Source organism: Nocardioides sp. (assembly GCF_030149505.1).
GTDB lineage: Bacteria > Actinomycetota > Actinomycetes > Propionibacteriales > Nocardioidaceae > Nocardioides.
This window is the reverse complement of record NZ_JASBRN010000082.1, coordinates 82,774-108,802: the sequence shown is the minus strand read 5'-3', so window position 1 is coordinate 108,802 and position 26,029 is coordinate 82,774. Positions and strand designations below refer to the sequence as shown.

22 protein-coding genes are annotated in these 26,029 nt (G+C 72.4%); 16 read left to right on the top strand and 6 right to left on the bottom strand.

Annotated elements, in window-relative coordinates:
• Window positions 1–124: 124 nt before the first annotated feature.
• Complete coding sequence (gene ddaH, locus Q1V71_RS19250) at window positions 125–934, bottom strand: dimethylargininase (RefSeq protein WP_300645949.1); 810 nt, start codon at window positions 932–934, stop codon at window positions 125–127.
• Complete coding sequence (locus tag Q1V71_RS19245; RefSeq protein ID WP_300645948.1) at window positions 931–1,404, bottom strand: Lrp/AsnC family transcriptional regulator; 474 nt, start codon at window positions 1,402–1,404, stop codon at window positions 931–933. The genes ddaH and Q1V71_RS19245 overlap by 4 nt, the downstream gene beginning before the upstream one ends.
• 158 nt (window positions 1,405–1,562) lie before the next feature.
• Between Q1V71_RS19245 and Q1V71_RS19240 the strand changes: the two genes are divergently transcribed.
• Genes Q1V71_RS19240 through Q1V71_RS19215 form a run of 6 tightly spaced genes read left to right on the top strand, consistent with a single transcriptional unit; the run spans window position 1,563 to window position 8,617 of the window.
• Window positions 1,563–2,762 (top strand): spermidine/putrescine ABC transporter substrate-binding protein, encoded by a 1,200-nt coding sequence (locus tag Q1V71_RS19240; RefSeq protein ID WP_300645947.1) that lies wholly within the window; start codon window positions 1,563–1,565, stop codon window positions 2,760–2,762.
• The gene (locus Q1V71_RS19235; RefSeq protein ID WP_300645945.1) at window positions 2,746–3,951 is read left to right on the top strand and encodes an ABC transporter ATP-binding protein; all 1,206 of its coding nucleotides are present in this window, start codon (window positions 2,746–2,748) and stop codon (window positions 3,949–3,951) included. Before Q1V71_RS19240 ends, Q1V71_RS19235 begins: the two co-directional genes overlap by 17 nt.
• Window positions 3,948–4,859 (top strand): ABC transporter permease, encoded by a 912-nt coding sequence (locus Q1V71_RS19230; RefSeq protein WP_300645944.1) that lies wholly within the window; start codon window positions 3,948–3,950, stop codon window positions 4,857–4,859. The genes Q1V71_RS19235 and Q1V71_RS19230 overlap by 4 nt, the downstream gene beginning before the upstream one ends.
• Complete coding sequence (locus Q1V71_RS19225) at window positions 4,856–5,656, top strand: ABC transporter permease (RefSeq protein ID WP_300645943.1); 801 nt, start codon at window positions 4,856–4,858, stop codon at window positions 5,654–5,656. Before Q1V71_RS19230 ends, Q1V71_RS19225 begins: the two co-directional genes overlap by 4 nt.
• The gene (locus Q1V71_RS19220; protein ID WP_300645942.1) at window positions 5,653–7,077 is read left to right on the top strand and encodes an FAD-binding oxidoreductase; all 1,425 of its coding nucleotides are present in this window, start codon (window positions 5,653–5,655) and stop codon (window positions 7,075–7,077) included. Before Q1V71_RS19225 ends, Q1V71_RS19220 begins: the two co-directional genes overlap by 4 nt.
• A 43-nt stretch (window positions 7,078–7,120) precedes the next feature.
• Window positions 7,121–8,617: a CoA-acylating methylmalonate-semialdehyde dehydrogenase gene (locus tag Q1V71_RS19215; protein ID WP_300645940.1), complete on the top strand. Its 1,497-nt coding sequence runs from the start codon at window positions 7,121–7,123 to the stop codon at window positions 8,615–8,617.
• A gap of 94 nt (window positions 8,618–8,711) precedes the next feature.
• On the opposite strand, the gene Q1V71_RS19210 is transcribed toward Q1V71_RS19215, so the two are convergent.
• A complete protein-coding gene (locus Q1V71_RS19210; protein ID WP_300645938.1) occupies window positions 8,712–10,097 on the bottom strand; it encodes an aspartate aminotransferase family protein in 1,386 nt (461 codons plus the stop codon).
• A 125-nt stretch (window positions 10,098–10,222) separates the two neighbouring features.
• Here Q1V71_RS19210 and Q1V71_RS19205 point away from each other — a divergent pair, with 125 nt between their 5' ends.
• The 9 genes from Q1V71_RS19205 (at window position 10,223) to Q1V71_RS19165 (ending at window position 21,347) form a co-directional block, all read left to right on the top strand.
• Window positions 10,223–11,851, top strand: coding sequence for an amidohydrolase (locus Q1V71_RS19205; RefSeq protein ID WP_300645937.1), 1,629 nt, complete (start codon window positions 10,223–10,225; stop codon window positions 11,849–11,851).
• Between the two features lie 91 nt (window positions 11,852–11,942).
• Window positions 11,943–13,379, top strand: coding sequence for a gamma-aminobutyraldehyde dehydrogenase (locus Q1V71_RS19200; protein WP_300645935.1), 1,437 nt, complete (start codon window positions 11,943–11,945; stop codon window positions 13,377–13,379).
• Window positions 13,380–13,407: 28 nt separating this feature from the next.
• A complete protein-coding gene (locus Q1V71_RS19195; RefSeq protein WP_300645934.1) occupies window positions 13,408–14,622 on the top strand; it encodes a saccharopine dehydrogenase C-terminal domain-containing protein in 1,215 nt (404 codons plus the stop codon).
• A complete protein-coding gene (gene gabT, locus Q1V71_RS19190) occupies window positions 14,619–15,935 on the top strand; it encodes a 4-aminobutyrate--2-oxoglutarate transaminase (RefSeq protein ID WP_300645932.1) in 1,317 nt (438 codons plus the stop codon). Before Q1V71_RS19195 ends, gabT begins: the two co-directional genes overlap by 4 nt.
• A 33-nt stretch (window positions 15,936–15,968) precedes the next feature.
• Window positions 15,969–17,072: a 1-deoxy-D-xylulose-5-phosphate reductoisomerase gene (gene dxr / locus Q1V71_RS19185; RefSeq protein ID WP_300645930.1), complete on the top strand. Its 1,104-nt coding sequence runs from the start codon at window positions 15,969–15,971 to the stop codon at window positions 17,070–17,072.
• Window positions 17,073–17,119: 47 nt separating this feature from the next.
• Window positions 17,120–18,481, top strand: coding sequence for an RIP metalloprotease (locus Q1V71_RS19180; RefSeq protein ID WP_300645928.1), 1,362 nt, complete (start codon window positions 17,120–17,122; stop codon window positions 18,479–18,481).
• A gap of 383 nt (window positions 18,482–18,864) precedes the next feature.
• Window positions 18,865–20,016 carry a flavodoxin-dependent (E)-4-hydroxy-3-methylbut-2-enyl-diphosphate synthase gene (ispG, locus tag Q1V71_RS19175; protein WP_300645927.1) on the top strand — a complete coding sequence of 384 codons (1,152 nt, stop codon included), beginning with the start codon at window positions 18,865–18,867 and terminating at the stop codon, window positions 20,014–20,016.
• An 86-nt stretch (window positions 20,017–20,102) separates the two neighbouring features.
• Window positions 20,103–20,948 carry a GNAT family N-acetyltransferase gene (locus Q1V71_RS19170; protein ID WP_300645925.1) on the top strand — a complete coding sequence of 282 codons (846 nt, stop codon included), beginning with the start codon at window positions 20,103–20,105 and terminating at the stop codon, window positions 20,946–20,948.
• A 33-nt stretch (window positions 20,949–20,981) separates the two neighbouring features.
• Window positions 20,982–21,347, top strand: coding sequence for a hypothetical protein (locus tag Q1V71_RS19165; RefSeq protein WP_300645924.1), 366 nt, complete (start codon window positions 20,982–20,984; stop codon window positions 21,345–21,347).
• A 16-nt stretch (window positions 21,348–21,363) separates the two neighbouring features.
• Here Q1V71_RS19165 and Q1V71_RS19160 read toward each other — a convergent pair whose 3' ends face one another.
• Window positions 21,364–22,227 (bottom strand): LLM class flavin-dependent oxidoreductase, encoded by an 864-nt coding sequence (locus tag Q1V71_RS19160; protein WP_300645923.1) that lies wholly within the window; start codon window positions 22,225–22,227, stop codon window positions 21,364–21,366.
• A 35-nt stretch (window positions 22,228–22,262) separates the two neighbouring features.
• Complete coding sequence (locus Q1V71_RS19155; RefSeq protein ID WP_300645922.1) at window positions 22,263–23,318, bottom strand: hypothetical protein; 1,056 nt, start codon at window positions 23,316–23,318, stop codon at window positions 22,263–22,265.
• A 63-nt stretch (window positions 23,319–23,381) separates the two neighbouring features.
• Between Q1V71_RS19155 and Q1V71_RS19150 the strand changes: the two genes are divergently transcribed.
• Entirely contained in the window at window positions 23,382–25,166 is a 1,785-nt protein-coding gene (locus Q1V71_RS19150) for a proline--tRNA ligase (protein WP_300645920.1), read from the top strand.
• A 64-nt stretch (window positions 25,167–25,230) separates the two neighbouring features.
• On the opposite strand, the gene Q1V71_RS19145 is transcribed toward Q1V71_RS19150, so the two are convergent.
• On the bottom strand, window positions 25,231–25,935 hold the full coding sequence (locus Q1V71_RS19145; RefSeq protein WP_300645918.1) for a TetR/AcrR family transcriptional regulator: 705 nt from the start codon (window positions 25,933–25,935) through the stop codon (window positions 25,231–25,233).
• Window positions 25,936–26,029 lie beyond the last annotated feature (94 nt).

Genomic DNA, 26,029 nt, shown 5'->3' with positions numbered 1-26,029 from the left:
GCGCACCCGGGGGCGGGGCACCTGCGGGGGGCCCCGCGCGCCGGTGCGCCATCTATTTACCCGACACGGAGTCGCCGAGCCGGCGCGTCCTTCGGTAATGTTGCGCGGGCTCGGCGGGGGAGGGTCAGCCGCGCAGCCGCACCGACAGGCAGGTCACGCAGCCCTCGAGCTTCTCCAGCTCGGAGATGTCGACGGCCACCACGCGCAGGCCACGGGCCTCGAAGGAGCGGATCGTCTCCGGTGCCGCCGAGGACATCAGCACCGTCTGCTCGTCGAGGCAGACCACGTGGCAGCCAGGCTCCTCGGGCACCGGCTCGTAGCGCTCCCACACCGTCGGGTCGTCGACGACCGGGTCCCACCCGACCACGGTGCCGTCGGGGAGCGCGGTCACGGCCGACTTCAGGTGCAGCACCTTCGCCAGGGGTACGCCGACGACGACCGCCCCGAGCGGCGCGAGGTGCGTGCGGAGCTGCTCGACGGCACCGGGCGTCGTGCGTCCGCCGAGGCCGACCCAGACGGTCCCGTCGTGCTTGAGCACGTCGCCGCCGTCGAGGGTGTCGGGCGCCTGGATCCGCTCGACCCGGTAGCCCAGGTCGCGCAGCGCGGCCTCGGTGCCCGCGGTCTCGGGCTTGCGCTCGTCGGCGCCGGGGCGGCTGATGACCGCGACGTCACCGAGCACGACCACGGTGTCCTCGACGAAGACCGCGTCGGGGCAGTCGTCGGCGGGCTCGACCTCGACGGTGCGCCAGCCCTCGGCGTGCAGCGCGTCGACGTACCCCTGCCACTGCGCCAGCGCCAGGTCGGCGTCGACCGGGGATCGCCCGATGTGGGTCACCAGGCCCTCGGCGACACGGGGGCCGGGGCGGCGGACCAGCGCAAGCCTCCGGCCGGAGCCCAGGGCCCCGGCCAGCGCCCCGGAGCTGGCCCCGCTCACCGCACGCCCCAGGAGTAGGTCTGCTTGCGCAGCTGGAGGTACATGAAGGTCTCGGTGGCCACGACGCCCGGCACGGTGCGGATCTGGCTGGAGAGCAGCTCGAGCAGGTGCTCGTCGGACTCGCAGACCAGCTCCACGAGCAGGTCGAAGGAGCCGGCGGTGATGACGACGTAGTCGACGGCGTCGAGGGCGGCGAGCGCGTCGGCGACCGGCTCCAGCGGCCCGGTGGCCCGGATGCCGACCATGGCCTGGCGGGCGAAGCCGAGCTGCATGGGGTCGGTGACGGCCACGACCTGCATGACCCCGGCCTCGACGAGTCGCTGGACCCGCTGGCGCACCGCGGCCTCGGAGAGGCCCACGACCTTGCCGATGGCGGCGTAGGAGCGGCGGCCGTCCTGCTGCAGCTGCTCGATGATCGCCTTGGAGACCTCGTCGAGGTGGGGGAGCGCCCCCTCGCTCTTCCTGCTCATGGACGGACCGTACCGGTCGGCGAGCCTGCACGACGCCGATCCCACTCGGGAGTGCCAACGAGCGATTTCGTTGCCAACAGGTTTCGGTTCAACCGGATCCCTTGTCGGGGGCGGTCGTCAGTGGCACGATCCGAGGACCCGCTGACCGGAGGAGGCCCATGGCACCCGACGACCAGGCGCCTGCGCGCCGCTCGACCCTGTCCCGGCGCGGGCTGCTCCGCGGCGGTGGCGCGGTCGCCGCCGCCGGCCTGTCGGTGGCGGCGCTGAAGCTGCCGTTCTTCAGCGTGGCCGGTGCTGCCCAGGACCCCGCGTCCTGCCGGGCCACCGACCTGTCCGAGCGCGAGCGACGGTTGGTCATCTCCAACTGGACCGGCTACATCGACCCCCGGCGCAACCCGCGCGGGACCTACAACACCTTCCAGGACACGACCGGCATCACCGTCGAGTACAACGACGACGTCAACGACAACGCGGAGTTCTACGCGAAGGTCCGCAACCAGCTCGGCTCCTGCGAGCCGATCGACCGCGACATGATCGTGCTGACCGACTGGATGGCCGCCCGGATGATCGGCCTGGGCTGGATCCAGCCGCTGGAGCGCGAACGGGTCCCCCGGCTGCACGAGAACCTCATCGACTCCCTGCGCGACAAGGCCTGGGACCCCGACCGCACCTACAGCGCGCCGTGGCAGTCCGGCCTCACCGGGATCGCCTACAACGCGGCGTACGTCGACGAGGTGGGCAGCTTCTCCGAGCTGCTCACCCGCTCGGACCTCAAGGGCCGGATCACCCTGCTCACCGAGATGCGCGACACGATGGGGTTCATGCTCAAGGTCGTCGGGGCCGAGCCGGAGGACTTCACCGAGGACGAGTGGTACGACGCCATCGACGCGCTCAACCGGGCGGTCTCGGACGGGCAGCTGCGGCAGTTCGCCGGCAACAACTACCTCCAGCAGCTGGCCAACGGCGACATCGTGGCGTGCGAGGCCTGGTCGGGCGACGTCATCCAGGCGCAGTACGACAACCCCGACATCAAGTTCGTGGTGCCCGAGGAGGGGCTGTCGCTGTGGAGCGACAACATGCTGGTGCCCAACCTCGCCACGCACCAGGCCAACGCCGAGGCCTGGATCGACTACTACTACGAGCCCGAGGTCGCCGCCCGGCTGGCGGCCTGGGTCAACTACATCTGCCCCGTCGAGGGAGCCCGCGAGGCGATGGAGCAGGTCGACGCCTCGCTGGTCGACAACCCCCTGATCTTCCCCGACGAGGAGTTCCTCGCCGACACCTGGGACTTCATGCCGCTCGACGACCGGCAGTCCCAGCAGTACGAAGGAGACTGGTCCGATGCCACCGTCGGCTGACACCGCCGCGACCGGGGCGCCCGCGCCCGCCGCCCCCGGACCCGGCTCCGGCGCCCACGATGGCCCGGACGGGGGGCTGCGGCTGAGCAGCCTCACCAAGCGCTACGCCAACGGCTTCACCGCCGTGCACGACCTGGACCTCGACGTGCCACGGGGCTCCTTCATCGCCCTGCTCGGTCCCTCGGGCTGCGGCAAGACCACGACGCTCCGGATGGTCGCGGGCCTGGAGGTGCCGACGTCCGGGCGGATCACGCTGGCCGGCCAGGACATCACCGACCGGCGCGCCCACCAGCGCCCGGTCAACACCGTGTTCCAGAACTACGCGCTCTTCCCCCACCTGGACATCTACGAGAACGTCGCCTTCGGGCTGCGCCGGCGCAAGGTGCGCGACGTGGAGTCGAAGGTCCGCGCGATGCTCGAGCTGGTCGAGCTCGACAGCCAGGCCCGCAAGCGCCCGGCCCAGCTCTCCGGCGGGCAGCAGCAGCGCGTCGCGCTGGCCCGCGCGCTGATCAACGAGCCGGAGGTGCTGCTGCTCGACGAGCCGCTGGGAGCGCTGGACCTGAAGCTGCGGCGCTCGATGCAGATCGAGATCAAGCGGATCCAGGTGGAGGTCGGGCTGACCTTCATGCACGTCACCCACGACCAGGAGGAGGCCATGACGATGGCCGACACCGTGGCCGTGATGAACGGCGGGGTCATCGAGCAGCTCGGCGCACCCGCCGAGCTCTACGAGAACCCCCGCTCGACCTTCGTGGCCAACTTCCTCGGTCAGTCCAACCTGATCGAGGGGCGGGTGCTCTCGCGCTCGGCCGACGTCACGACCCTCGACATGCACGGCATCACCGTCTCGGTGCCGACCGCGCGCACCCACACCGACGGGGAGGGCGGCTGGATCGGCATTCGCCCGGAGAAGGTGCTCATCGGCGAGGAGGGCGCCGACCTCGACGCCCCGGGCAACACCGTCCCGGGCGGGGTGGTCAGCGACGTCTCCTTCGTGGGTGTCTCCACGCAGTACCTCGTGCGGATGCCCTGGGGCCAGGAGCTCCAGGTCTTCTCCCAGAACACCGGCCGCACCCGGATGTTCACAGTGGGGGAGAAGGTCGAGCTGTCGTGGCGTCCGGAGTACGCCTTCTGCCTCGACATCAACCAGGACGCCGCAGCCGGCGTCGACGACGGGGAGACCCGGTGACCCAGGCGGCGCAGGCGGTCCCGGAGACCGCCACGCTGGCGGCGGAGCCGTCCGGGTCGCGGCGCCGGCGGGGCCGCACGGGCTACCTGCTGATGCTGCCGGCCACCCTGTGGCTGCTGCTCTTCTTCGTCGTCCCGTTCTACTCCCTGGTGGCCACCAGCCTCTTCGACGCCTCGGGCTCGGACTTCCGCGGCTACGAGATGACCTACGCCTGGGGCAACTACGTCGACGTGGTCGAGGCCTACTGGCAACCCTTCCTGCGCTCGCTCTGGTACGCCGCCCTCGCGACCGGGATCTGCCTGGTGCTCGGCTACGTGCTGGCCTACGCGATCGCCTTCAAGGCCGGTCGCTGGAAGTGGCTGCTGCTGGTGCTGGTGATCGCGCCGTTCTTCACCAGCTTCCTCGTGCGCACGCTGTCGTGGCAGCTGATCCTCTCCGACGAGGGGTTCGTCGTGGACGCCCTGCAGTTCCTGCGGGTGCTCGGACCCGACGACCGGCTGCTCGCGACGCCGGTGGCGGTCGTGGCCGGCCTGGCCTACAACTTCCTGCCCTTCATGGTGCTGCCGCTCTTCGCGAGCCTGGACAAGATCGACCCCCGGCTCGTGGAGGCCTCCAGCGACCTCTACGCCCACCCGTTCGTCGGCTTCTGGAAGGTCACCTGGCCGCTCTCGCTGCCGGGCGTGGTCTCCGGGACGCTGCTCACCTTCATCCCGGCCGCCGGTGACTACATCAACGCCGAGTTCCTCGGCTCGACCAACCAGCGCGTCATCGGCAACGTCATCCAGGGCCAGTTCATCGACGCCAACAACTCCCCGGTGGCTGCGGCGCTGTCGGTGCTGCTGATGGTGCTCATCGTCGCGATGGTGCTGGTCTACGTCCGCCGCGCCGGGACGGAGGAGCTGCTGTGACCGCCTGGCTGCGCGAGCGAATGGTCCTCCTCCTGGGACTGGGCGTGCTCGCCTACACCTTCGTGCCGATCGCCGTCGTGGTGCTGATGAGCTTCAACGAGCCCGCGGCCCGCAACGTCTACTCCTTCGACGGCTTCACGCTGCACAACTGGGCCAACATCTGCGAGGACGCCGCCATGTGCGAGGCCCTCGGGCTCTCGTTGCGCATCGGGTTCCTGGCCACGCTCGTGGCCACGGTGCTGGGCACCCTCGCGGGCTTCGCCCTGGTGCGCCACGACTTCGCCGGGCGCTCCTCGGCCAACCTGCTGATCTTCCTGCCGATGGCCGCGCCCGAGATCGTGCTGGGCTCCTCGCTGCTGACCCTCTTCGTGGCCGCCGGCGCCTCGGGCCTGCTGGGCTTCTGGACGATCCTCATCGCGCACATCATGTTCTGCCTATCGTTCGTGGTCGTGACCGTGCGCTCGCGGCTGGCCGGGCTCGATGACACCCTGGAGCAGGCAGCCGCCGACCTCTACGCCACGCCGGCGCAGACCTTCTGGCGGGTCACGTTCCCGCTGGTGCTGCCCGGCATCCTCGGCGCGGCGCTGCTGAGCTTCTCGCTCTCCTTCGACGACTTCATCATCACCAACCTCAACTCCGGCAACGAGACGACCTTCCCGATGTACGTCTGGGGCGCCTACCGCGTGGGTGTCCCGATGCAGGTCAACGTCATCGGCACGCTCATGCTGCTGTTCTCGCTGGCGGTGGTCGTCACCGGCGAGCTGGTGAGCCGGCGCCGGCGCCGGGCCCTGGTGTGAGGCGGACCCGGAGCGACGCGGCGGCACGGGCGCTTGCCGACGCGGCGCCGCGCACGGCCTGGCTCGACGACCCCGACCGACCCGACCCGCTGCCGCCGCTCGTCGGGGACGTCGAGGCGGACCTGCTGGTCGTGGGCGGGGGCTACACCGGGCTCTGGGCCGCGCTGCTCGCCCGCGAGCGGCACCCCGGCCGCTCGGTCGTGCTGGTCGAGGCCGGGGAGTGCGGCGGTCAGGCCTCGGGGCGCAACGGCGGCTTCGCCTCGGCCTCGCTGACCCACGGGTTCGCCCACGGCCTGGACCGCTGGCCCGAGGAGCTGGCCGAGCTCGACCGGCTCGGGGCGCAGAACCTCGCGGCGATCGGGGAGGTGGTCGCCGACCGCGGGATCGACTGCGACTGGCGACCCACCGGCGAGCTCACGGTGGCCACCCGGCCGCACCACGTCGAGGAGCTCACGGAGCTCGCCGCCGAGATGGGGCGCCACGGCGCGGAGGTGGAGCTGCTCGACGAGGCAGCCGTCCGCGCGCGCGTCGACTCGCCGTCGTACGTCGGGGGGCTGCTGGACCGCCACGGCACGGCGCTCGTCGAGCCGGCCCGGCTGGCGTGGGGCCTGCGGCGGGCCTGCCTCGAGGACGGCGTGGCCATCCACGAGCAGACCCGGGCGGTCTCCCTGGAGCGGTCGGCCGGCGGCGTACGGGTGGGGACGCGGGGGCCGGACGGGCCCGGCTCGGTGCGAGCCGCGCAGGTGGTGCTGGCGACCAACGCGTTCCCGTCGCTGCTGCGGCGGCTGCGGCTGATGACGGTGCCGGTCTACGACCACGTGCTCATGACCGAGCCGCTCTCGCCGGAGCAGAGGGCGGCGATCGGGTGGGAGGGGCGCGAGGGCGTGGGCGACGCGGCCAACCTCTTCCACTACTACCGCCTGACCCGCGACGACCGGATCCTGTGGGGCGGCTACGACGCGGTGCACCACTTCGGCGGCCGGATCGACGCCTCGCTGGAGCAGCGCGACGCCACCCACGAGCTGCTGGCCGAGCACTTCCTGGAGACGTTCCCGCAGCTGGAGGGCATCCGCTTCACGCACCGCTGGGGCGGGGTGATCGACACCTGCACGCGCTTCGCCGCCTTCTTCGGTACGGCGCTGGGCGGCCGCGTCGGGTACGCGCTGGGCTACACCGGGCTCGGTGTCGCGGCCACCCGCTTCGGCGCCCAGGTCACCCTCGACCTGCTCGACGGCGCCGACACCGAGCGCACCCGGCTGCGGATGGTGCGCGAGCGGCCGCTGCCCTTCCCGCCCGAGCCGCTGCGCTCGGTCGGCATCAACCTGACCCGCTGGTCGCTGGCCAGCGCCGACCGGCACGGCGGCCGCCGCAACCTGTGGCTGCGCACGCTCGACCGGGCCGGCCTCGGCTTCGACTCCTGACCCCGTCCGACCCCACATCCATCCCAGAGCAGAGGACCCCATCGTGAGCACCCTGATCCCGCACTGGCGCAGCGGCGAGCGCTGGCCCGGCGCCGCGGCCCGCACCGGCGACGTGCACGACCCCGCGACGGGCCGGGTCGCCGCGCAGGTGTCGTTCGCCTCCGCCTCGGAGGTCGACGCGGTGGTGCGCGAGGCCCGCGCGGCGGGGCGGGAGTGGGCGGAGGCGTCGCTGACCCGGCGTACCTCGGTGCTGTTCGCGTTCCGCGAGGTCCTCGCCCGGCGGCGCGAGGAGGTCGCGGCGGCCATCACCGCCGAGCACGGCAAGGTCCTCGACGACGCGCTGGGGGAGGTGCAGCGGGGGCTGGAGGTCGCGGAGTTCGCGTGCGGCGCCCCGCACCTGCTCAAGGGCTCCTTCTCCGACGGGGTGTCGACGGGGGTCGACGTGCACTCGGTGCGCCAGGCCCTCGGCGTCGTGGCCGTCATCTCGCCGTTCAACTTCCCGGCGATGGTGCCGCTGTGGTTCGTGCCGGTGGCGATCGCCTGCGGCAACGCGGTGGTGCTCAAGCCGAGCGAGAAGGACCCGTCGGCGTCGCTGCTGCTGGCCGAGTGCTGGGCGGAGGCCGGCCTGCCGCCGGGCGTGCTCAACGTCGTGCACGGAGACAAGCAGGCGGTCGACGCGCTGCTGGAGCACCCGGAAGTCGCCGCGGTCTCGTTCGTCGGCTCCACGCCGATCGCCCGCTACGTCTACGAGAACGGCACCCGGCACGGCAAGCGGGTCCAGGCCCTCGGCGGCGCCAAGAACCACATGGTGGTGCTGCCCGACGCCGACCTCGACGAGGTGGCCGACGCCGCGGTCTCGGCGGGCTTCGGCTCGGCGGGGGAGCGGTGCATGGCGATCTCGGTCGTCGTCGCCGTCGACCCGGTCGCGGGCGAGCTCGTCCCGCGGATCGCCTCCCGGATGGCCGGCCTGCGCACGGGCGACGGGCGCCGCGGCTGCGACATGGGCCCGCTGGTCACCGGCGAGCACCGCGACAAGGTCGCGTCGTACGTCGCCGCCGGGGTCGCGGCCGGCGCGACCCTGGTCGTGGACGGCCGCGAGGTGGTGCCGGACGGCGAGGCCGGTGGCTTCTGGCTGGGTCCCACGCTCTTCGACCGGGTCGAGCCCGGCATGCCGGTCTACGACGAGGAGATCTTCGGGCCGGTCCTCTCGGTCGTGCGCGTGGCGTCGTACGACGAGGCGCTGGCGCTCGTGAACGCCAACCCCTACGGCAACGGCACCGCGATCTTCACCGGCGACGGCGGTGCGGCCCGGCGGTTCCAGCGCGAGGTCGAGGTCGGCATGGTCGGCGTCAACGTCCCCATCCCGGTCCCGATGGCCTACTACTCTTTCGGCGGCTGGAAGGCCTCGCTCTTCGGCGACACCCACGCCCACGGCATGGAGGGCGTGCACTTCTTCACCCGCGGCAAGGTGATCACCACGCGCTGGCCCGACCCGGCCTCCCGGCCCGGCATCGACCTGGGGTTCCCGCAGGGCCGCTGATCTGGAGGTCCTGCACGGAACCAGGTCGCGTGCAGGACCTCCAGATCGCCCGCGGGACGCAGGAGACCGGTGTCGAGGCACCCTCGCGGGTGGCTCAGAGCATCGAGGACGCCTTGTCCAGCACCACCCGCAGCACCTGCTCCATCTCGTCGAAGTGCGACTGGTCGCAGATGAGCGGCGGGGCCAGCTGCACGACCGGGTCGCCGCGGTCGTCGGCGCGGCAGTAGAGGCCCTCGGCGAAGAGCTGCTTGGAGACGAATCCGTAGAGGATCCGCTCGCACTCCTCGGCGGAGAACGACTCCTTGGTGGCCTTGTCCTTCACCAGCTCGATGCCGAAGAAGTAGCCCTCGCCGCGGACGTCGCCGACGATCGGCAGGTCCAGCAGCCGCTCGAGGGTGGCGCGGAAGGCGCCCTCGTTGGCACGGACGTGCTCGAGGACCTTCTCCTCCTCGAAGATCTGCAGGTTCTTCAGGCCCACCGCGGTGGAGACGGGGTGCCCGCCGAAGGTGTAGCCGTGGGCGAACATGCCGGTCCCGTGCAGGAACGGCTCCATCAGCTTGTCGCCGGCGATCATCGCGCCGAGCGGGGAGTAGCCCGAGGTCAGACCCTTGGCGCAGGTGATCATGTCGGGCTGGTAGTCGAAGCGCTCCGCGCCGAACATGTGCCCGAGCCGGCCGAAGGCGCAGATGACCTCGTCGGAGACCAGCAGCACGTCGTACTCGTCGCAGATCTCGCGCACGCGCTGCCAGTACGACGGCGGGGGCGGGAAGCACCCGCCGGCGTTCTGCACCGGCTCCAGAAAGACCGCGGCCACGGTGTCGGGCCCCTCGTCCTCGATCGCCACGGCGATCTGGTCCGCGGCCCACCGGCCGAACTCCTCCAGGCTGCCGCCGCCGAAGCCGGGGTGCTGGTCGGCGCGGTAGTAGTTGGTGTTGGGCACCCGGAAGGTCGAGGGCACCAGCGGCTCGAACTGCTGCTTGAGCAGCGGCAGCCCGGTGATCGACAGCGCGCCCTGGGTGGTGCCGTGGTAGGCGATGGCCCGCGAGATCACCTTGTGCTTCATCGGCTTGCCGACGAGCTTGAAGTAGTTCTTCGCCAGCTTCCAGGCGGTCTCCACGGCCTCCCCGCCACCGCTGGTGAAGAAGACCCGGTTGAGGTCGCCCGGCGCGTACGACGCGACCTTCTCGGCCAGCTCGATCGCGGTCGGGTGCGCGTAGGACCACAGCGGCATGAAGGCCAGCTCGGAGGCCTGCTTGGCCGCGGTCTCGGCCAGGTCCGTGCGACCGTGGCCGAGCTGGGAGACGAAGAGCCCGGCCAGCCCGTCGAGGTAGCGCCGTCCGTGGGAGTCGTAGAGGTAGGCGCCCTCGCCCCGGACCATCACCGGCACGTCGGCGTGCTCGTACTGCCCGTGGCGGGTGAAGTGCATCCACAGGTGGTCCTTGGCGGCCCGCTGCAGGTGGTCGTGGTCGAGGTGCTCCATGGCACCATGTTCACGCGCGAGGATGCAGAAAGGCAAGCGAATCCGTTGCGTCGAGGGGGCAACTGTCGCGGATTCCGTGGTGATGTCTCTCGCGGGACACCCGTCCCGCCTGGTAGCAAGAACCCATGACCTCCACGACGCTGCTGAGCGGCGGGAGCCTCTTCGACGGCGAGCGTCACCGCGGGCCGGGCGAGGTCCTGCTCCGGGACGGGCGCATCGCCGCGGTCGCCACCGGCGGCGAGCGTCTCGAGGCCCCGCCCGGGACGCGACGCGTCGACCTCGGCGGCGGGCTGCTGCTGCCGGGCTTCACCGACGCCCACGTCCACGCCGTCCAGGGCGGCCTCGAGCGGATCCGCTGCGACCTGAGCGGCGGGGAGACGCGCGAGGACTACCTCGCGCTGGTCGCGACGTACGCCGCCGGGCACGACGGCCCGTGGATCCTCGGCGGCGGCTGGGCGATGGCCGCCTTCCCCGGCGGCACCCCGACCGCCGCCGACCTCGACGCGGTCGTCCCGGACCGGCCTGTGCTGCTGCCCAACCGCGACCACCACGGCGCCTGGGTCAACAGTCGCGCCCTGGAGCTGGCCGGCATCACGCGCGAGACGCCCGACCCTCCGGACGGCCGGATCGAGCGCGACGCCACCGGGGCTCCGACCGGAACGCTGCACGAGGGCGCGATGGACCTCGTCGCCCGACTGCTGCCCCCGACCAGTCCCGCGGAGCTCGACCGAGCCCTGGCTGCCGGGCAGGCGCACCTGCACTCGCTGGGAGTGACCGGCTGGCAGGACGCGATCGTCGGTGCCTACGCCGGCATGGAGGACCCCGGCCCCGCCTACGTCCGAGCGGCCGCCTCCGGCACGCTGCGCTCCCACGTCGTGGGTGCGCTGTGGTGGGACCGCGACCGCGGCCTGGAGCAGGTGGCCGACCTGGTCGCGCGGCGCGCGGAGTACACCCACGGACGGTTCCGGGCCACGAGCACCAAGGTCATGCAGGACGGCGTGGCCGAGAACGGCACCGCCGCGCTGGGGTCGCCCTACCTCGACCGCTGCGGCCACCCCACCGACAACGCCGGGCACTCCTTCGTCGACCCGCACGTGCTGCGCGAGGCCGTGCGGCGGCTGGCCGCCGAGGGCTTCCAGGTGCACGTGCACGGCATCGGGGACCGCGGCGTGCGCGAGGCGCTGGACGCCTTCGAGGGCCTCGACGACGCCGGTCGCGCGCTGCGGCACCACGTGGCGCACCTCCAGCTGGTCGACCCGCGCGACGTGCCGCGCTTCGCTGCGCTCGGCGTCGCGGCCAACATCCAGGCGCTCTGGGCCTGCCACGACGAGCAGATGACCGAGCTGACCCTGCCGTTCCTGGGTCCGGAGCGCGCCCGCTGGCAGTACCCCTTCGGCGACCTCCACCGCACCGGCGCCCGCCTGGTCGCCGGCAGCGACTGGCCCGTGAGCAGCGCCGACCCGCTGCAGGCGGTCCACGTGGCCGTCAACCGCACCGAGCACGGTGCCGACGGGCCGGCCGGCCACGAGCCGTTCCTGCCGGAGCAGTCCCTGGCCGTCGAGACCGCGCTGGCGGCGTACACCTCGGGGAGCGCGTGGGTGAACGGTCGCGACGACGCGGGCAGGATCGGCCCCGGCGCGGTCGCGGACCTCGTGCTCCTCGACCGTGACGTCGTGACGGGCGACCCGGGAGAGATCGGTGCCGCGCGGGCGGTCGCCACCTGGATCGCTGGCGGGCTCGTGCACGAGTCGTGATCGTCGGACAATTGGCGGACTAGCGACGGATTTCGTCATCGATCGGGCCTACGGCCTACCGGATCCGTCGTCGGCTCACTACGCTCCCGCCATGGCCGACACCACGTTCCGCAACGTCATCAACGGCGAGCTCGTCGACGCCGCCTCCGGCGCGACGTACGACGTCATCGACCCGACCACCGGCGAGGTCTACGCGCAGGCACCCGCGTCGGGCGCGGAGGACGTCGACCGGGCGTACGCCGCCGCCGACGCCGCCTTCGAGGGCTGGGGCTGGGGGACGACGCCCCAGGACCGGGCTCGCGCGCTGCTGAGGCTGGCCGACGCCATCGAGGACCGGGTCGAGGAGATCGCCCGGGTCGAGTGCCGCGACACCGGCAAGCCGTTCGGACTGACCATGGACGAGGAGATGGGCTACGCCCACGACCACTTCCGGTTCTTCGCCGGAGCATCCCGGGTGCTCGAGGGCCGCTCAGCTGGGGAGTACATGGCCGACCACACCTCGTGGGTGCGCCGCGAGCCGATCGGCGTCGTGGGCCAGGTGACGCCCTGGAACTACCCGCTGCTGATGATGATCTGGAAGATCGCCCCGGCCCTGGCCGCCGGGAACACCGTCGTGCTCAAGCCCAGCGACACCACCCCGGCCAGCTCGACGCTGCTCGCCGAGATCGCGCAGGAGTTCCTGCCGCCCGGCGTGCTCAACGTCGTGTGCGGCGACCGCGACACCGGCCGGGCACTGGTGTCGCACCCGACCCCGCAGATGGTCGCCATCACCGGGTCGGTCCGCGCGGGCATGGAGGTCGCCGGCGCCGCCGCGACCGACCTCAAGAAGGTCCACCTGGAGCTGGGGGGCAAGGCGCCGGTGATCGTCTTCGACGACGCCGACCTGTCGGCTGCGGCCGAGGGGATCGCCGGCGCCGCTCTCTTCAACGCCGGGCAGGACTGCACCGCCGCCACCCGCGTGCTCGCCGCCCCCGGCATCCACGACGACCTGGTCGCCGCCCTCGCCGAGGCCGCGCGGGGCATGCCGACGGGCATGCCGGACGTCGAGGGCGTCTACTACGGCCCGCTCAACAACGAGAACCAGCTGGCGCACGTCTCCGGCATGGTCGACCGGCTCCCCGACCACGCCGAGGTCGTCACCGGTGGCACCCGCCATGGCGACCGCGGCTACTTCTACGAGCCGACCGTCCTCTCCGGCCTGCGCCAGGACGACGAGCAGGTGCAGACCGAGATCTTCGGTCCCGTCATGACCGTCCAGCGCTTCTCCGACGAGGCCGAGGCGCTGCGCTGGGCCAACGGCGTGAAGTACGGACTGGCCTCCAGCGTCTGGACGACCGACCACGCGCGGGCCATGCGGGTCTCGAGGCGCCTGGACTTCGGGGCGGTGTGGATCAACACCCACATCCCGTTCGTCTCCGAGATGCCGCACGGCGGCTTCAAGCACTCCGGCTACGGCAAGGACCTGTCGATGTACGGCCTCGAGGACTACACCCGCATCAAGCACGTGATGAGCGCGATCGGTGGTTGAGGTGCGAGCGGAGCGAGCCTCGAAGCCCATGAGGATCCTGCTGGTCGGCGCCGGCGGCGTGGGGGCGGCCTTCTGCTCCATCGCCGCCCGCCGCGACTTCTACGAGACGATCGTCGTCACCGACTACTCCCTCGAGCGCGCCGAGCGGGCCTCCGCCCAGGACGCGCGGTTCACCGCCGCGCAGGTCGACGCCTCCTCGGCCGAGGCTGTCACGGCCCTGTGTCGCGAGCACCGCATCACCCACGTCATGAACGCCGTGGACCCGGTCTTCGACATGCCGGTCTTCGAGGGCGCGCTGGCCGCGGGCGCGGACTACCTCGACATGGCGATGTCGCTGTCCAAGCCGCACCCCGAGCGCCCCCACGAGGTCCCCGGGGTGAAGCTCGGCGACGACCAGTTCGCCCGGGCGGCCGCCTGGGAGGAGGCCGGACGGCTCGCGCTGGTCGGCATCGGCGTGGAGCCGGGCCTCTCCGACGTCTTCGCCCGGTACGCCGCCGACCACCTCTTCAGCGAGATCGACGAGCTCGGCACCCGAGACGGCGCCAACCTCGTCGTCCGCGACGAGGACGGCAACGAGGTGTTCGCCCCGTCGTTCTCGATGTGGACCACGATCGAGGAGTGCCTCAACCCGCCCGTGGTCTGGCAGGACGGGGACTGGCACACCACCGCCCCGTTCTCCGAGCCGGAGGTCTTCGACTTCCCTGAGGGGATCGGCCCCGTCGAGTGCGTCAACGTCGAGCACGAGGAGGTGCTCCTCATGCCGCGCTGGGTCGACTGCCGCCGCGCGACCTTCAAGTACGGCCTGGGTGAGGAGATGATCACCATCCTCAAGGTCCTGCACCAGCTCGGCCTCGACTCCACCGAGAAGGTCCGCGTCAAGGGCGTCGAGGTGTCCCCGCGCGACGTCGTGGCAGCCGTGCTCCCCGACCCCGCCACGATCGGCCCCCGCATGACCGGCAAGACCTGCGCGGGCCTGTGGGTGACCGGCAAGGACAAGGAGGGGAGGCCGCGCTCGACGTACCTCTACCACGTGGTCGACAACGAGGAGACGATGCGCGAGTACGGCCACCAGTGCGTGGTCTGGCAGACCGCGATCAACCCGGTGGTGGCCCTCGAGCTGCTGGCCACGGGGGTCTGGCAAGGCGCCGGGGTGCTCGGGCCCGAGGCGTTCGACGCCGTCCCGTTCCTGGACCTCCTCACGGCGTACGGCAGTCCGTGGGGTGTGCGAGAGTTGACCCCATGACGCAGCAAGTCCGCCGGTTGGTGACCGATGTGCCAGGACCTCGTTCGCTGGAGATGCTCGAACGCAAGAAGTCCTACGTCGCCGACGGGGTCGGCACGACCCTCCCGGTCTTCGTCGTCGAGGCCGGGGGAGGGGTGCTCGTCGACGCCGACGGCAACCACCTCATCGACCTCGGCTCGGGCATCGCGGTGACCACCGTCGGCAACAGCGCCCCCGCGGTCGTGCGCAACGTGGCGGCCCAGCTCGAGGCCTTCACCCACACCTGCTTCATGGTCACGCCGTACGCCGGCTACGTCGACGTCGCCGAGAAGCTGGCGCAGCTGACTCCGGGCGACCACGCGAAGAAGTCCGCGCTGTTCAACTCCGGCGCCGAGGCGGTCGAGAACGCCGTGAAGATCGCCCGGGTCGCGACCGGCAAGGACGCGGTCGTCGTCTTCGACCACGCCTACCACGGCCGCACCAACCTCACGATGGCGATGACCGCCAAGAACATGCCGTACAAGCACGGGTTCGGGCCGTTCGCAGGCGAGGTCTACCGCGCCCCGATGTCCTACCCCCTGCGTGACGGGCTCTCCGGCGCCGAGGCCGCGGCCCGGGCCATCGACGTGATCGACAAGCAGGTCGGCGCGACCAACCTCGCGTGCGTGGTGATCGAGCCGATCCAGGGCGAGGGCGGCTTCGTCGTCCCCGCTGACGGCTTCCTGCCCGCGCTCGCCGCGTGGTGCCGCGACAACGACGTGGTGCTGATCGCCGACGAGATCCAGTCCGGCTTCTGCCGCACCGGTGACTGGTTCGCCAGCGACCACGAGGGTGTCGTGCCCGACCTGGTCACCACGGCCAAGGGCATCGCCGGCGGCCTGCCGCTCGCAGCCGTCACCGGCCGCGCCGAGCTGATGGACGCCGTCCACGTCGGAGGCCTCGGCGGCACGTACGGCGGCAACCCGCTCGCGTGCGCCGCGGCGCTCGGGGCCATCGAGGAGATGGAGACCCACGACCTGCTGGGTCGGGCCCGTGAGGTCGAGGCGCTGGTGCGCCGGCGGCTGGAGAAGATCGCCGCCGACCACCCGGTGGTCGCCGAGATCCGCGGACGCGGGGCGATGCTGGCGATCGAGCTGTGCCGACCCGGCACGCTCGAGCCCGACGCCGCCCGTGCGACGGCCGTCTCGGCGTACTGCCACCGGAGCGGCGTCGTCACGCTGACCTGCGGCACCTGGGGCAACGTCTTCCGCTTCCTGCCGCCGCTGTCGATCTCCGACGAGCTGCTCGAGGAGGCCTTCGACGTCGTCGCGGAGGCGTTCGCGGCGACCGCCTGAGACCGGCCACCGACCGGCTGGGAGACTCGCCGCGTGCAGCGTCGTGACGTCGTCATCCTCGGCTCGACCGGGTCCATCGGCACCCAGGCCCTCGACCTCGTGCGGGCCCACCCCGACCGGTTCCGGGTCGTCGGGCTGACCGCCGGCGGGTCCCACCCCGACCTGTTCGCCCAGCAGGTCGAGGAGTTCGCCCCTGCGGTCTCCGGGCTGGGGGAGGAGGCCTCGGTCGAGGCCGCCGCGCACCCCTGCGACGTGGTCCTCAACGGCATCACCGGCGCGGTCGGCCTGCGCCCCACGCTGGCGGCGCTGGAGGCCGGTACGACGCTGGCGCTGGCCAACAAGGAGTCGCTCATCATCGGCGGTCCCCTGGTCAAGGAGCGGGCGCGCCCCGACCAGATCGTCCCCGTCGACTCCGAGCACTCCGCCATCGCCCAGTCGCTTCGCGCCGGCCGCGCCGACGAGGTACGCCGTCTCGTGCTCACCGCGAGCGGGGGGCCGTTCCGCGGCCGGACCCGCGACCAGCTCGAGCAGGTCACCCCTGCCGAGGCGCTGGCCCACCCCAACTTCGCCATGGGCACGGTCATCACCACGAACTCCGCCACCTTGGTCAACAAGGGCCTGGAGGTGATCGAGGCGCACCTGCTCTTCGACGTGCCCTTCGACCGGATCGACGTGGTGGTCCACCCCCAGCAGCTGATCCACTCGATGGTGGAGTTCGTCGACGGCGCGGTCGTCGCCCAGCTGGGGCTGCCGACCATGCTGGTGCCGATCTCGCTCGGCATGGGCTGGCCCGACCGGGTGCCGGACGCCGAGACCCCGATCGACTGGACCAAGGCCGCCGACTGGCGCTTCGAGCCGCTGGACGACGAGGCGTTCCCGGCCGTCCGGTTGGCGCGGGAGGCGGGTGAACGCGGTGGCACGGCCCCGGCGGTCTACAACGCCGCCAACGAGGCGTGCGTCGCGGCCTTCCACGCCGGTGGTCTGGCCTTCCCCGCGATCGTCGACGTGATCGGCGAGGTCCTCGCGGCACACGACGTACCCTCTGAGAAGAGGGACCTCACCGTGGAGGACGTCCTCGGGGCCGACGCGTGGGCCCGCGAGGAGGCCGCACGGCTGATCGCCCGCTCCACCGCCTGACGCCACCGCCCGACGCCACCGCCGCCACTGCTCGACCGAGGGGACCCATGACCGCGCTGCTCTACCTGCTCGGGGTGGTGCTGTTCGTCCTGGCCATCCTGGTCTCGATCGGGCTGCACGAGCTGGGTCACATGATCCCGGCCAAGAAGTTCGGCGGGAAGGTGACGCAGTACTTCATCGGCTTCGGACCGACCGTGTGGAGCAAGCAGGTCGGCGAGACCGAGTACGGCCTCAAGGCGATCCCGCTCGGCGGCTACGTGAAGATCGTCGGGATGCTGCCGCCCGGCGCCGAGCAGCTCGGCGAGGTCACCGTCGACGAGCAGGGCAACCAGGTCACCCGGGTCCGCAAGTCCAACACCGGCATGTTCACCCAGCTGGTCTCCGACGCCCGCGCGGCGGAGTGGGAGCTGGTGCAGCCCGGCGACGAGGACCGGCTGTTCTACAAGCTGCCGTCGTGGAAGAAGATCGTGGTGATGGCGGGCGGACCCACCGTCAACATCGCGATCGCGTTCGTCCTGTTCTGGGGCATCTACGCCACCTACGGCAACGTCGTGGACGTCGAGGCCGAGGCCGGTCCGCCGGTGATCGACACGGTCTCGGAGTGCGTGATCCCCTTCGACGAGGAGGGTCGCGCCTGCACCGCGCAGGACCCGCCCGCCCCCGCCTTCGAGGCGGGCCTGCGGCCCGGTGACGTCGTCACCTCCTTCAACGGCACGCCGGTCACGGGCTGGGACCAGCTGCGCGAGCTGATCCGCGACAACGCCGACGGCGACGCGGTCATCGGCTACGAGCGCGACGGCGAGCAGCTCGTGGGGGAGACCTCGACCACGGTGCAGGCCCGACCCACCGACGACGCCGCCGAGACCCTGACCCAGGTCGGCTTCCTCGGCGTCACCCCGACCGTGCGGCTGGTCACCGAGACCGGCGGCCCGATCTACACCGCCGAGCGGATGGCGGTCATGACCAAGGACACCGTCGTCGCCCTCGGGGAGCTGCCGGTGAAGGTCTTCGGCGTCGCCAAAGCCATCGTCGGCGTCGAAGAGCGCGCGATCGACAGCCCGGTCTCCATCGTCGGCGGCGGCCGGATCGCCGGCGAGGTCTCGTCCACGGACTCCCTGGAGCTGGAGGAGAAGGCGGTCTCCCTCGCCGGACTGGTCGCCGGCTTCAACCTCTTCATCGGCCTGTTCAACTTCCTGCCGCTGCTGCCCCTCGACGGCGGCCACATCGCCTCCGCGACGTGGGAGTGGGTACGCCGCGGCTGGGCCCGCCTGCGCCGTCGGCCCGACCCCGGGTACGTCGACGCCGCCAAGCTGCTCCCCGTCGCGTACGTCGTCGCCTCGGCGCTGCTCGTGATGGGCGTCGTGCTCATCATCGGCGACCTCGTCGTGCCCGTGCAGTTCGACGCCTGACCCTCGGCCGGCGCCCCGCGCCGGCGGGACGTCATACGGCCGAGAGCGTCGTCGGCGACGCACTTCGCCAGAACGCCCTGACACTGCAGGGCGACCGGGTCCTCCGGCTGCCGCTGCTCGGCTTTCGGCTCGATCGGGAGGCGTTCCTCGACCAGGTCGAGCTGGCCATGGTGGCTGGAGGCCTCCGCCGCGCAGCGTGATGAGCCTGTGCCCGGCCCTTCTCCGACCCGCGGGACGTCATCCGGGCTACATCGACGGACCTCCCGCCCGTATGACGTCCCGCCGAGGAGGCGGCCCCTGCCCCGGGAGGTCATGCGTCCGACTGCAGTGGACCTCCCCTCCGTATGACGCCCCACCCACCTGGGCTGAGTAGCCTTGGGGGCATGACAGGGATCAGCCTCGGCATGCCCGCAGCACCCCCGCCGGTCCTGGCCCCGCGCCGCCGGACCCGGCAGATCCAGGTGGGCAAGGTGGGGGTCGGATCCGACCACCCCATCTCGGTGCAGTCGATGACCACCACGCTGACCTCCGACGTCAACGCCACGCTCCAGCAGATCGCCGAGCTGACCGCGTCCGGCTGCGACATCGTGCGGGTCGCCTGCCCCAGCCAGGACGACGCCGACGCCCTGCCGGCGATCGCGCAGAAGTCGCAAATCCCGGTCATCGCCGACATCCACTTCCAGCCGAAGTACGTCTACGCCGCCATCGAGGCCGGCTGTGCCGCGGTCCGGGTCAACCCGGGCAACATCCGCGCCTTCGACGACCAGGTCAAGCAGATCGCGAAGGAGGCCGCCGACCACGGCACCTCCATCCGGATCGGCGTCAACGCCGGCAGCCTCGACAAGCGCCTGCTGGAGAAGTACGGCAAGGCCACGCCCGAGGCCCTGGTCGAGAGCGCCAAGTGGGAGGCCAGCCTCTTCGAGGAGCACGGCTTCCGCGACTTCAAGATCTCGGTGAAGCACAACGACCCGGTCGTGATGGTCCGCGCCTACGAGATGCTCGCCGCCGAGGGCGACTGGCCGCTGCACCTGGGCGTGACCGAGGCCGGTCCGGCCTTCCAGGGCACCATCAAGTCCGCCACGGCGTTCGGTGCGCTGCTCTCCCAGGGCATCGGTGACACCATCCGCGTCAGCCTCTCCGCGCCGCCCGTGGAGGAGGTCAAGGTCGGCCTGCAGATCCTGGAGAGCCTCAACCTGCGCCCCCGCCGGCTCGAGATCGTCTCCTGCCCCAGCTGCGGCCGGGCCCAGGTCGACGTCTACAAGCTCGCCGACGAGGTGACCGCCGGGCTCGAGGGTCTCGAGGTCCCGCTGCGGGTCGCGGTCATGGGCTGCGTGGTCAACGGGCCGGGAGAGGCCCGTGAGGCCGACCTCGGCGTGGCCTCCGGCAACGGCAAGGGACAGATCTTCGTCAAGGGCGAGGTCATCAAGACCGTCCCCGAGAGCAAGATCGTGGAGACCCTCATCGAGGAGGCCATGCGGATCGCCGAGGGCATGGAGGCCGTCGACGGTGCCGGCGTCGAGGTCACGGCCGGCTGACGCGCAGCGGCGCCCGGCCTGCGACGGCCCGACCACGGCTGCGTGATCACCCTTCCTCGCTCCGGCCACGGGCATAGGCTTCCCGCGTGCTGACCACCCGCGACGGCGTGCGGCCCCTCGGGGTCGCCGACCTCCAGGACTTCCTGGAGCTCGCGGGGCGCGACCCGGTGGTCAACGTCTTCGCCGACTACCGCGCCCGCACCACGAGCCTCGAGCCGCGCTGGCTCGGCGGCGAGGTGTGGGGCAGGTTCGAGGAGGGCCGCCTCCGCGCGGCCTGCCACGTCGGCGCGAACCTCGTGCCGGTCCAGGCCGACGAGGACGACGCCCGCGCCTTCGCCGAGCGGGCCCTGGCCCGCGGCCGGACCGTCTCCACGATCGTCGGGCCGCACGCCGCGGTCCGGGCGTTCTGGGACGCGGTCTCGCCCGTGTGGGGCACTCCGCGCGAGCTGCGCTGGGAGCAGCCCCACCTCGAGATCGCCACGGACCCGCTGGTCGCCCCGGACGCCCTGGTGCGGCGTACGACGCGGGACGACATGGACCAGCTCTACCCCGCCTGCGTCGCGATGTACACCGAGGAGGTCGGGCTCTCCCCGGAGCTCGGCGGCGGCAGCGACCTCTACCGCGCCCGGGTGACCCAGCTGGTCGGCCGCGGCTGGTCCTTCGCCCGCTTCGACGAGGGCCGGCTGGTGTTCAAGGCCGAGGTCGCCTGCGCGTCGCCGTCCGCCGCGCAGGTGCAGGGCGTGTGGGTGCCGCCGGACCGTCGTGGCGAGGGCCTGGCAGCGGCGGGGATGGCCGCGGTGGTCGACCTCGTGCGCCGCGACATCGCACCGGTCGTCTCGCTCTACGTCAACGAGTGGAACCACGCCGCCCGCCGGGCCTACGAGCGCGTCGGCTTCGTGGAGACCGCGCGCTTCTCGACCATCATGTTCTAGGGGTCGGCTCCGCGCCTCTGGCAGGCTCTGCGCGTGGCCCTCTCCCGCACCGCGCGTCTCGTCGCCGGCGTCCTGACCGTCAACGGCGTGCTGCACGTCGTCAAGCCGTCGCTCTACGACCCGATCATGCCGCGCTGGGTGCCGGCGCCCCGCGAGGTCGTCGTGTGGAGCGGGTACGCCGAGCTGGCGATCGCGGCCGGCCTGGTGGCGCCCCCGACCCGGCGTGCGGCGGGCCTGGCCGGCGTCGGGCTGCTGCTGGGGGTCTACCCCGCCAACGTGCAGATGACCGTCGACGCCCTGCGCGGCGACAACCGCGCCCTCCAGGCGGTCAGCGTCGCCCGGCTGCCGCTGCAGTGGCCGATGGTCCGCGCCATGTGGCGCACCTGGCGCGAGGCCTGACGACAGCGCGCCCCGCTCACAGCTGCGGCAGGAGCGCCGCCACCTCCTCGAGCACCCGCTCCGACGCGGCGTACGGCGCCGTCGGCCGCGGCCAGTGGGTGACCGCGTCGGTGAACCCGAGCTCGCCCACCCGTCCCACGAGGTCGGTGAAGAACGACGCGCTCGACAGCGCGGTGCGACCCGCGCTCCCGTGCAGGGTGCCGGCCGAGTCGAGGAGGACGTAGCGGGGGAGCGACCGCCCGTCGAGCGCCTCGTCGAGCACGCGGCTGGACTCCGCCAGCCCCGCGAGCCAGTCCTCCAAGGAGTCGGTGGCCGGCCCGGTCGTGACCCAGCCGTCGCCGACCCGGGCGGCGTACCGCACCGAGCGCGGTCCGTTGCCCGCGACGACCAGTGGCGTGCGCACCAGGCCGGGCAGGGTGCGCGCCCCGGCGACCGAGAACCACCGGCCCTCGGAGTCGACGTGGTCGTCCTCGCGCAGCCGCACGAGCAGGTCCACGCTCTCCTGGAACCGGTCGACGCGCTCGCGCACCGTCAGCGGCGCCTCCCCGAGCACGCGCGAGTCGAGGTCACCGCCGGTGCCGACGCCGAGGATGAACCGCCCGTCGCTGAGGTCCTCCAGCGCCTGGGCGTCGCGGTGCAGCAGGTAGGGGTGGCGCAGGTTGGGGGAGGCGACGAGCGTCCCGAGCCCGATCCGTGACGTCGTCGCCGCCGCAGCCGCCAGCACCGGGATGCCCGAGCGCCACGGTGAGTCGGGCAGCCCGCCCCAGACCAGGTGGTCGTAGGTCCAGGCGTGGGCGAAGCCCATCTCCTCCGCGGCCCGCCAGCGCGGCGCCGCCTCCGCCCAGGGAAGGTCCGTCAGGAGCGTGATGCCGATCCGCATGGTCCGAGAGTCTGGCACCCCTCAGGCGTCCGGGCTCACAGGTAGGGCGACCCCTTCCCGAGCTCCGAGGCCAGCTCGCAGTCCGGCCCGTCGCAGCGCACCAGGCCCGAGGAGTCCTCGGTCGCGACCTCGAGCAGCGCGGTGTCGGCGTCCTCGAAGAGCAGCTGGCCGAGGAAGCCGTCGACCCGGTAGCGGCCGACCTCCGTGCCCTCGACCGTGCGCACCCGGGCCTCTCGGGGCCCGAGGCCGTCGGCCAGCTTGAAGACGGTCAGCACGTGGCTGCCGTCGGGCGAGAACTCCAGGACCGCCTCCTCGCACGAGCGCCACAGCTCCGCGCCCGGGTCGGACAGCGTGCTCACCACGGTGCAGCCGCCCTGGTAGGGATCCTTGGTGAAGACCGCGAGCCGGTCGCCGAGCAGGTCGGCGCGGTAGCCGTAGCGGCGCGAGACCCGGGTGTCCTCGTCGGTGGCGAGGTCCCAGGAGACGACGGGGCCGTTCTCGCCGGCGTGCACGACGGTCGTGGAGGACGCATCGAGCACGGTGGTGTAGCCCTGGCGCTTGCGCTGACCCAGCAGCTCGCCGGTGGTGGCGTCGTACGCGCGGAGCACGGTGTGCCGACGCGGCCGGCTGCGGAACCGCTCGGTCACCACGGTGGTGCCGTCGGTGCCCAGCAGCGCCGTCGCACCGCGGACGTCGTCGAGCAGCACCCGGCTCGAGCGGCCTCCCGGCGCGATCGTGCGCACCGAGTGGTCCTCGCCGCGGACGGCGAGCACGACGTAGCGACCGTCGGGGCGGGTGCCGAGCAGCTGGAACCAGTCGGCGCGCACCCGGGTGACGATGCCGTCCTCCACGATGCCCCTGCCGTCGAGCCCGGCGCGGTAGGGCACGCTCGCGTCGGGCCCACGCTCCAGGCGCTCGGGGTCGAGCCGGGTGGGCCGTTCCTGGGGGGCGTCAGCGCGTGCGACGTCGGCACGGGCGGCCTCCACCGCGACACCGGTGCTGGTGGCCGCGGCGAGGAGGGCGAGGGCCGCGAGAGCGGCGCGGGCGACCCGGCTGGGCCGGGCGGAGAGGGTGCGAGAGGGAGTGGTCATGCCTCTGTGACGCAGCGGATACCCGTTCGGTTGTCATCGGCGCGGCGCCGTACCCTGAGCGCCATGTCTGCCCGTCACCCCCGCGTCCTGCGGATGTCGTCCCTGTTCGTGCGCACGCTGCGAGAGGACCCCGCCGACGCCGAGGTGCCGAGCCACAGACTGCTGGTCCGCGCGGGCTACATCCGCCGCGCCGCCCCCGGCATCTACACCTGGCTGCCGCTGGGCCTGCGGGTCCTGCGCAAGATCGAGGGCATCATCCGCGAGGAGATGGACGCGATCGGTGCCCAGGAGCTCAGCTTCCCCGCGCTGCTGCCCCGCGAGCCCTACGAGGCGACCAACCGCTGGACCGAGTACGGCGACGGCATCTTCCGGCTCAAGGACCGCAAGGACGCCGACTACCTCCTCGGCCCCACGCACGAGGAGATGTTCACCCTCGTGGTGAAGGACCTCTACTCCTCCTACAAGGACCTCCCGCTCTCGATCTACCAGGTCCAGACGAAGTACCGCGACGAGGCGCGTCCCCGCGCCGGCCTGCTGCGCGGGCGCGAGTTCGTCATGAAGGACTCCTACTCCTTCGACATCGACGACGCGGGCCTGGAGGAGAGCTACCAGAAGCACCGCGACGCCTACGTCCGGATCTTCGACCGGCTCGGCTTCGAGTACGTCGTCGTCAAGGCCACCTCGGGCGCCATGGGCGGCTCCCGCTCCGAGGAGTTCCTCGCCAAGGCCGAGGTCGGCGAGGACACCTACGTCAGCTGCTCGACCTGCGACTACGCCGCCAACGTCGAGGCGGTCGAGGTCCGCGCACCCGCCGCGCTGACGTACGACGCCGCGCCGGCCGCGCACGCCGAGGCGACCCCCGGCACCCCCACGATCGACACCCTGGTCACCCACCTCAACGAGGCCTTCCCCCGCGAGGACCGTGCGTGGACGGCGGCCGACACCCTCAAGAACGTGCTCGTGCAGCTGGTGCACCCCACCGGCGAGAAGGAGCCCCTGGCGATCGGCGTGCCCGGTGACCGCGAGGTCGACCTCAAGCGCCTGGAGGGCCAGCTCGAGCCGATCCAGGTCGAGCCGATGGACGAGGCGGCCCTCAAGGAGCACCCCGCCCTGGTGAAGGGCTACATCGGTCCGGGGGGCATCGCCGCGGCCGGGATCCGTTACCTCGTCGACCCCCGGGTCGTGGAGGGCACGGCGTGGGTCACCGGCGCGGACGTCGAGGGCAGCCACGTGCTGGACCTCGTCGTGGGCCGTGACTTCACCCCCGACGGCACCATCGAGGCCGCCGAGGTCCGCGAGGGCGACCACTGCCCCCGCTGCGACGACGGCACCCTGCACGCCGCCCGCGGCATCGAGATGGGCCACGTCTTCCAGCTCGGTCGCAAGTACGCCGAGGCGCTGGACCTGCAGGTGCTGGACGAGAACGGCAAGCTCGTCACGGTCACCATGGGCTCCTACGGCGTGGGCGTCAGCCGGGCCGTGGCCGCGGTCGCCGAGGGCACCCTCGACGAGATCGGCCTGTGCTGGCCCCGCAACGTGGCGCCGGCCGACGTGCACCTGGTCGCCGCCGGGAAGGACGAGGCCGTCTTCAACGCGGCGGACCGGATCGCCCACGAGCTGGCGGAGCAGGGCGTCGAGGTGCTCTACGACGACCGCACCGGCAAGGTCAGCCCCGGGGTGAAGTTCAAGGACGCCGAGCTGATCGGCGTGCCGACGATCGTCGTGGTGGGCAAGTCCCTGGCCGAGTCCGGCACCGTCGAGGTCCGCGACCGGCGTACCGGCGAGAAGGCCGAGATGGCCGCTGACCACGTCGTCGACCACCTGGTGCGGCTGGTCAACGCCGGCTGACCCGCCCGCACCGAGCGCACCGGCCCCGGCCCCCTGTGGGTCCGGGGCCGGTCCGGCTCGTGGGTCAGGTCCGTCCGGACCGCCCGTCGGTCGCGCTGCCGGGCTCGCCGCCGGACCCGCGCCCGAGCCCCTCCAGCAGGCCGATGACGGCGCGGTGCGCCTCCTGGCGGGCCGCGGCCGGGTCCGCGGCGGCAGCGACGAAGAGCGCGGCCTCGCCCAGGGCGCCCATCAGCACGTGTGCCAGCGCCTCGACCGGGGCCCCCGCGGGCGCGTACGCCGCCACGGCCTGCTCGACCAGGCCCAGCCCGTGCCGGTGCCCGACCTCGCGCCACGCGCTCCAGCCGAGCGCCGCCGGACCCTCGACCAGGGTGATCCGGTGGATCGTGGGGTCGGCGCAGGCATCGAGGTAGGCGTCCAGCCCGGCCACGAGTCGCGCCGCGGGGTCCTCGGCGCCCTCCATCGCCTGCGCCACGCGGTCGACGACCTCGGCCTCGACGGCCTCGAGCACCGCCGCGAAGAGGCCCGCCTTGCCGTCGTACTGGTGGTAGAGCGCGCCGCGCGTCACCCCCGCGGCCCGGGCCAGCTCGTCGGTGGCCACCTCGGCGAAGCCCTTGGTGCTGAACAGCGCACGACCGGCCTCGACGAGGGCCGCGCGGGTCGTCGCGTTGCGCTCGGCCTGCGTACGCCGGCCGCCGGTGGACGCGGCGGGACGACCCTCCGACACCGTGGCGTCGGGGGTCGTGGGGAGGTCCGTGGGGGAGACGTTCATGCCGGGGCCCATGGTGCCCTCTCGCGCGTCAGGGCCGGTGCGGGCGTCCGACTGCACATTTCTGCATTGCAGAAATGTGGGGCAGTCGACAGGT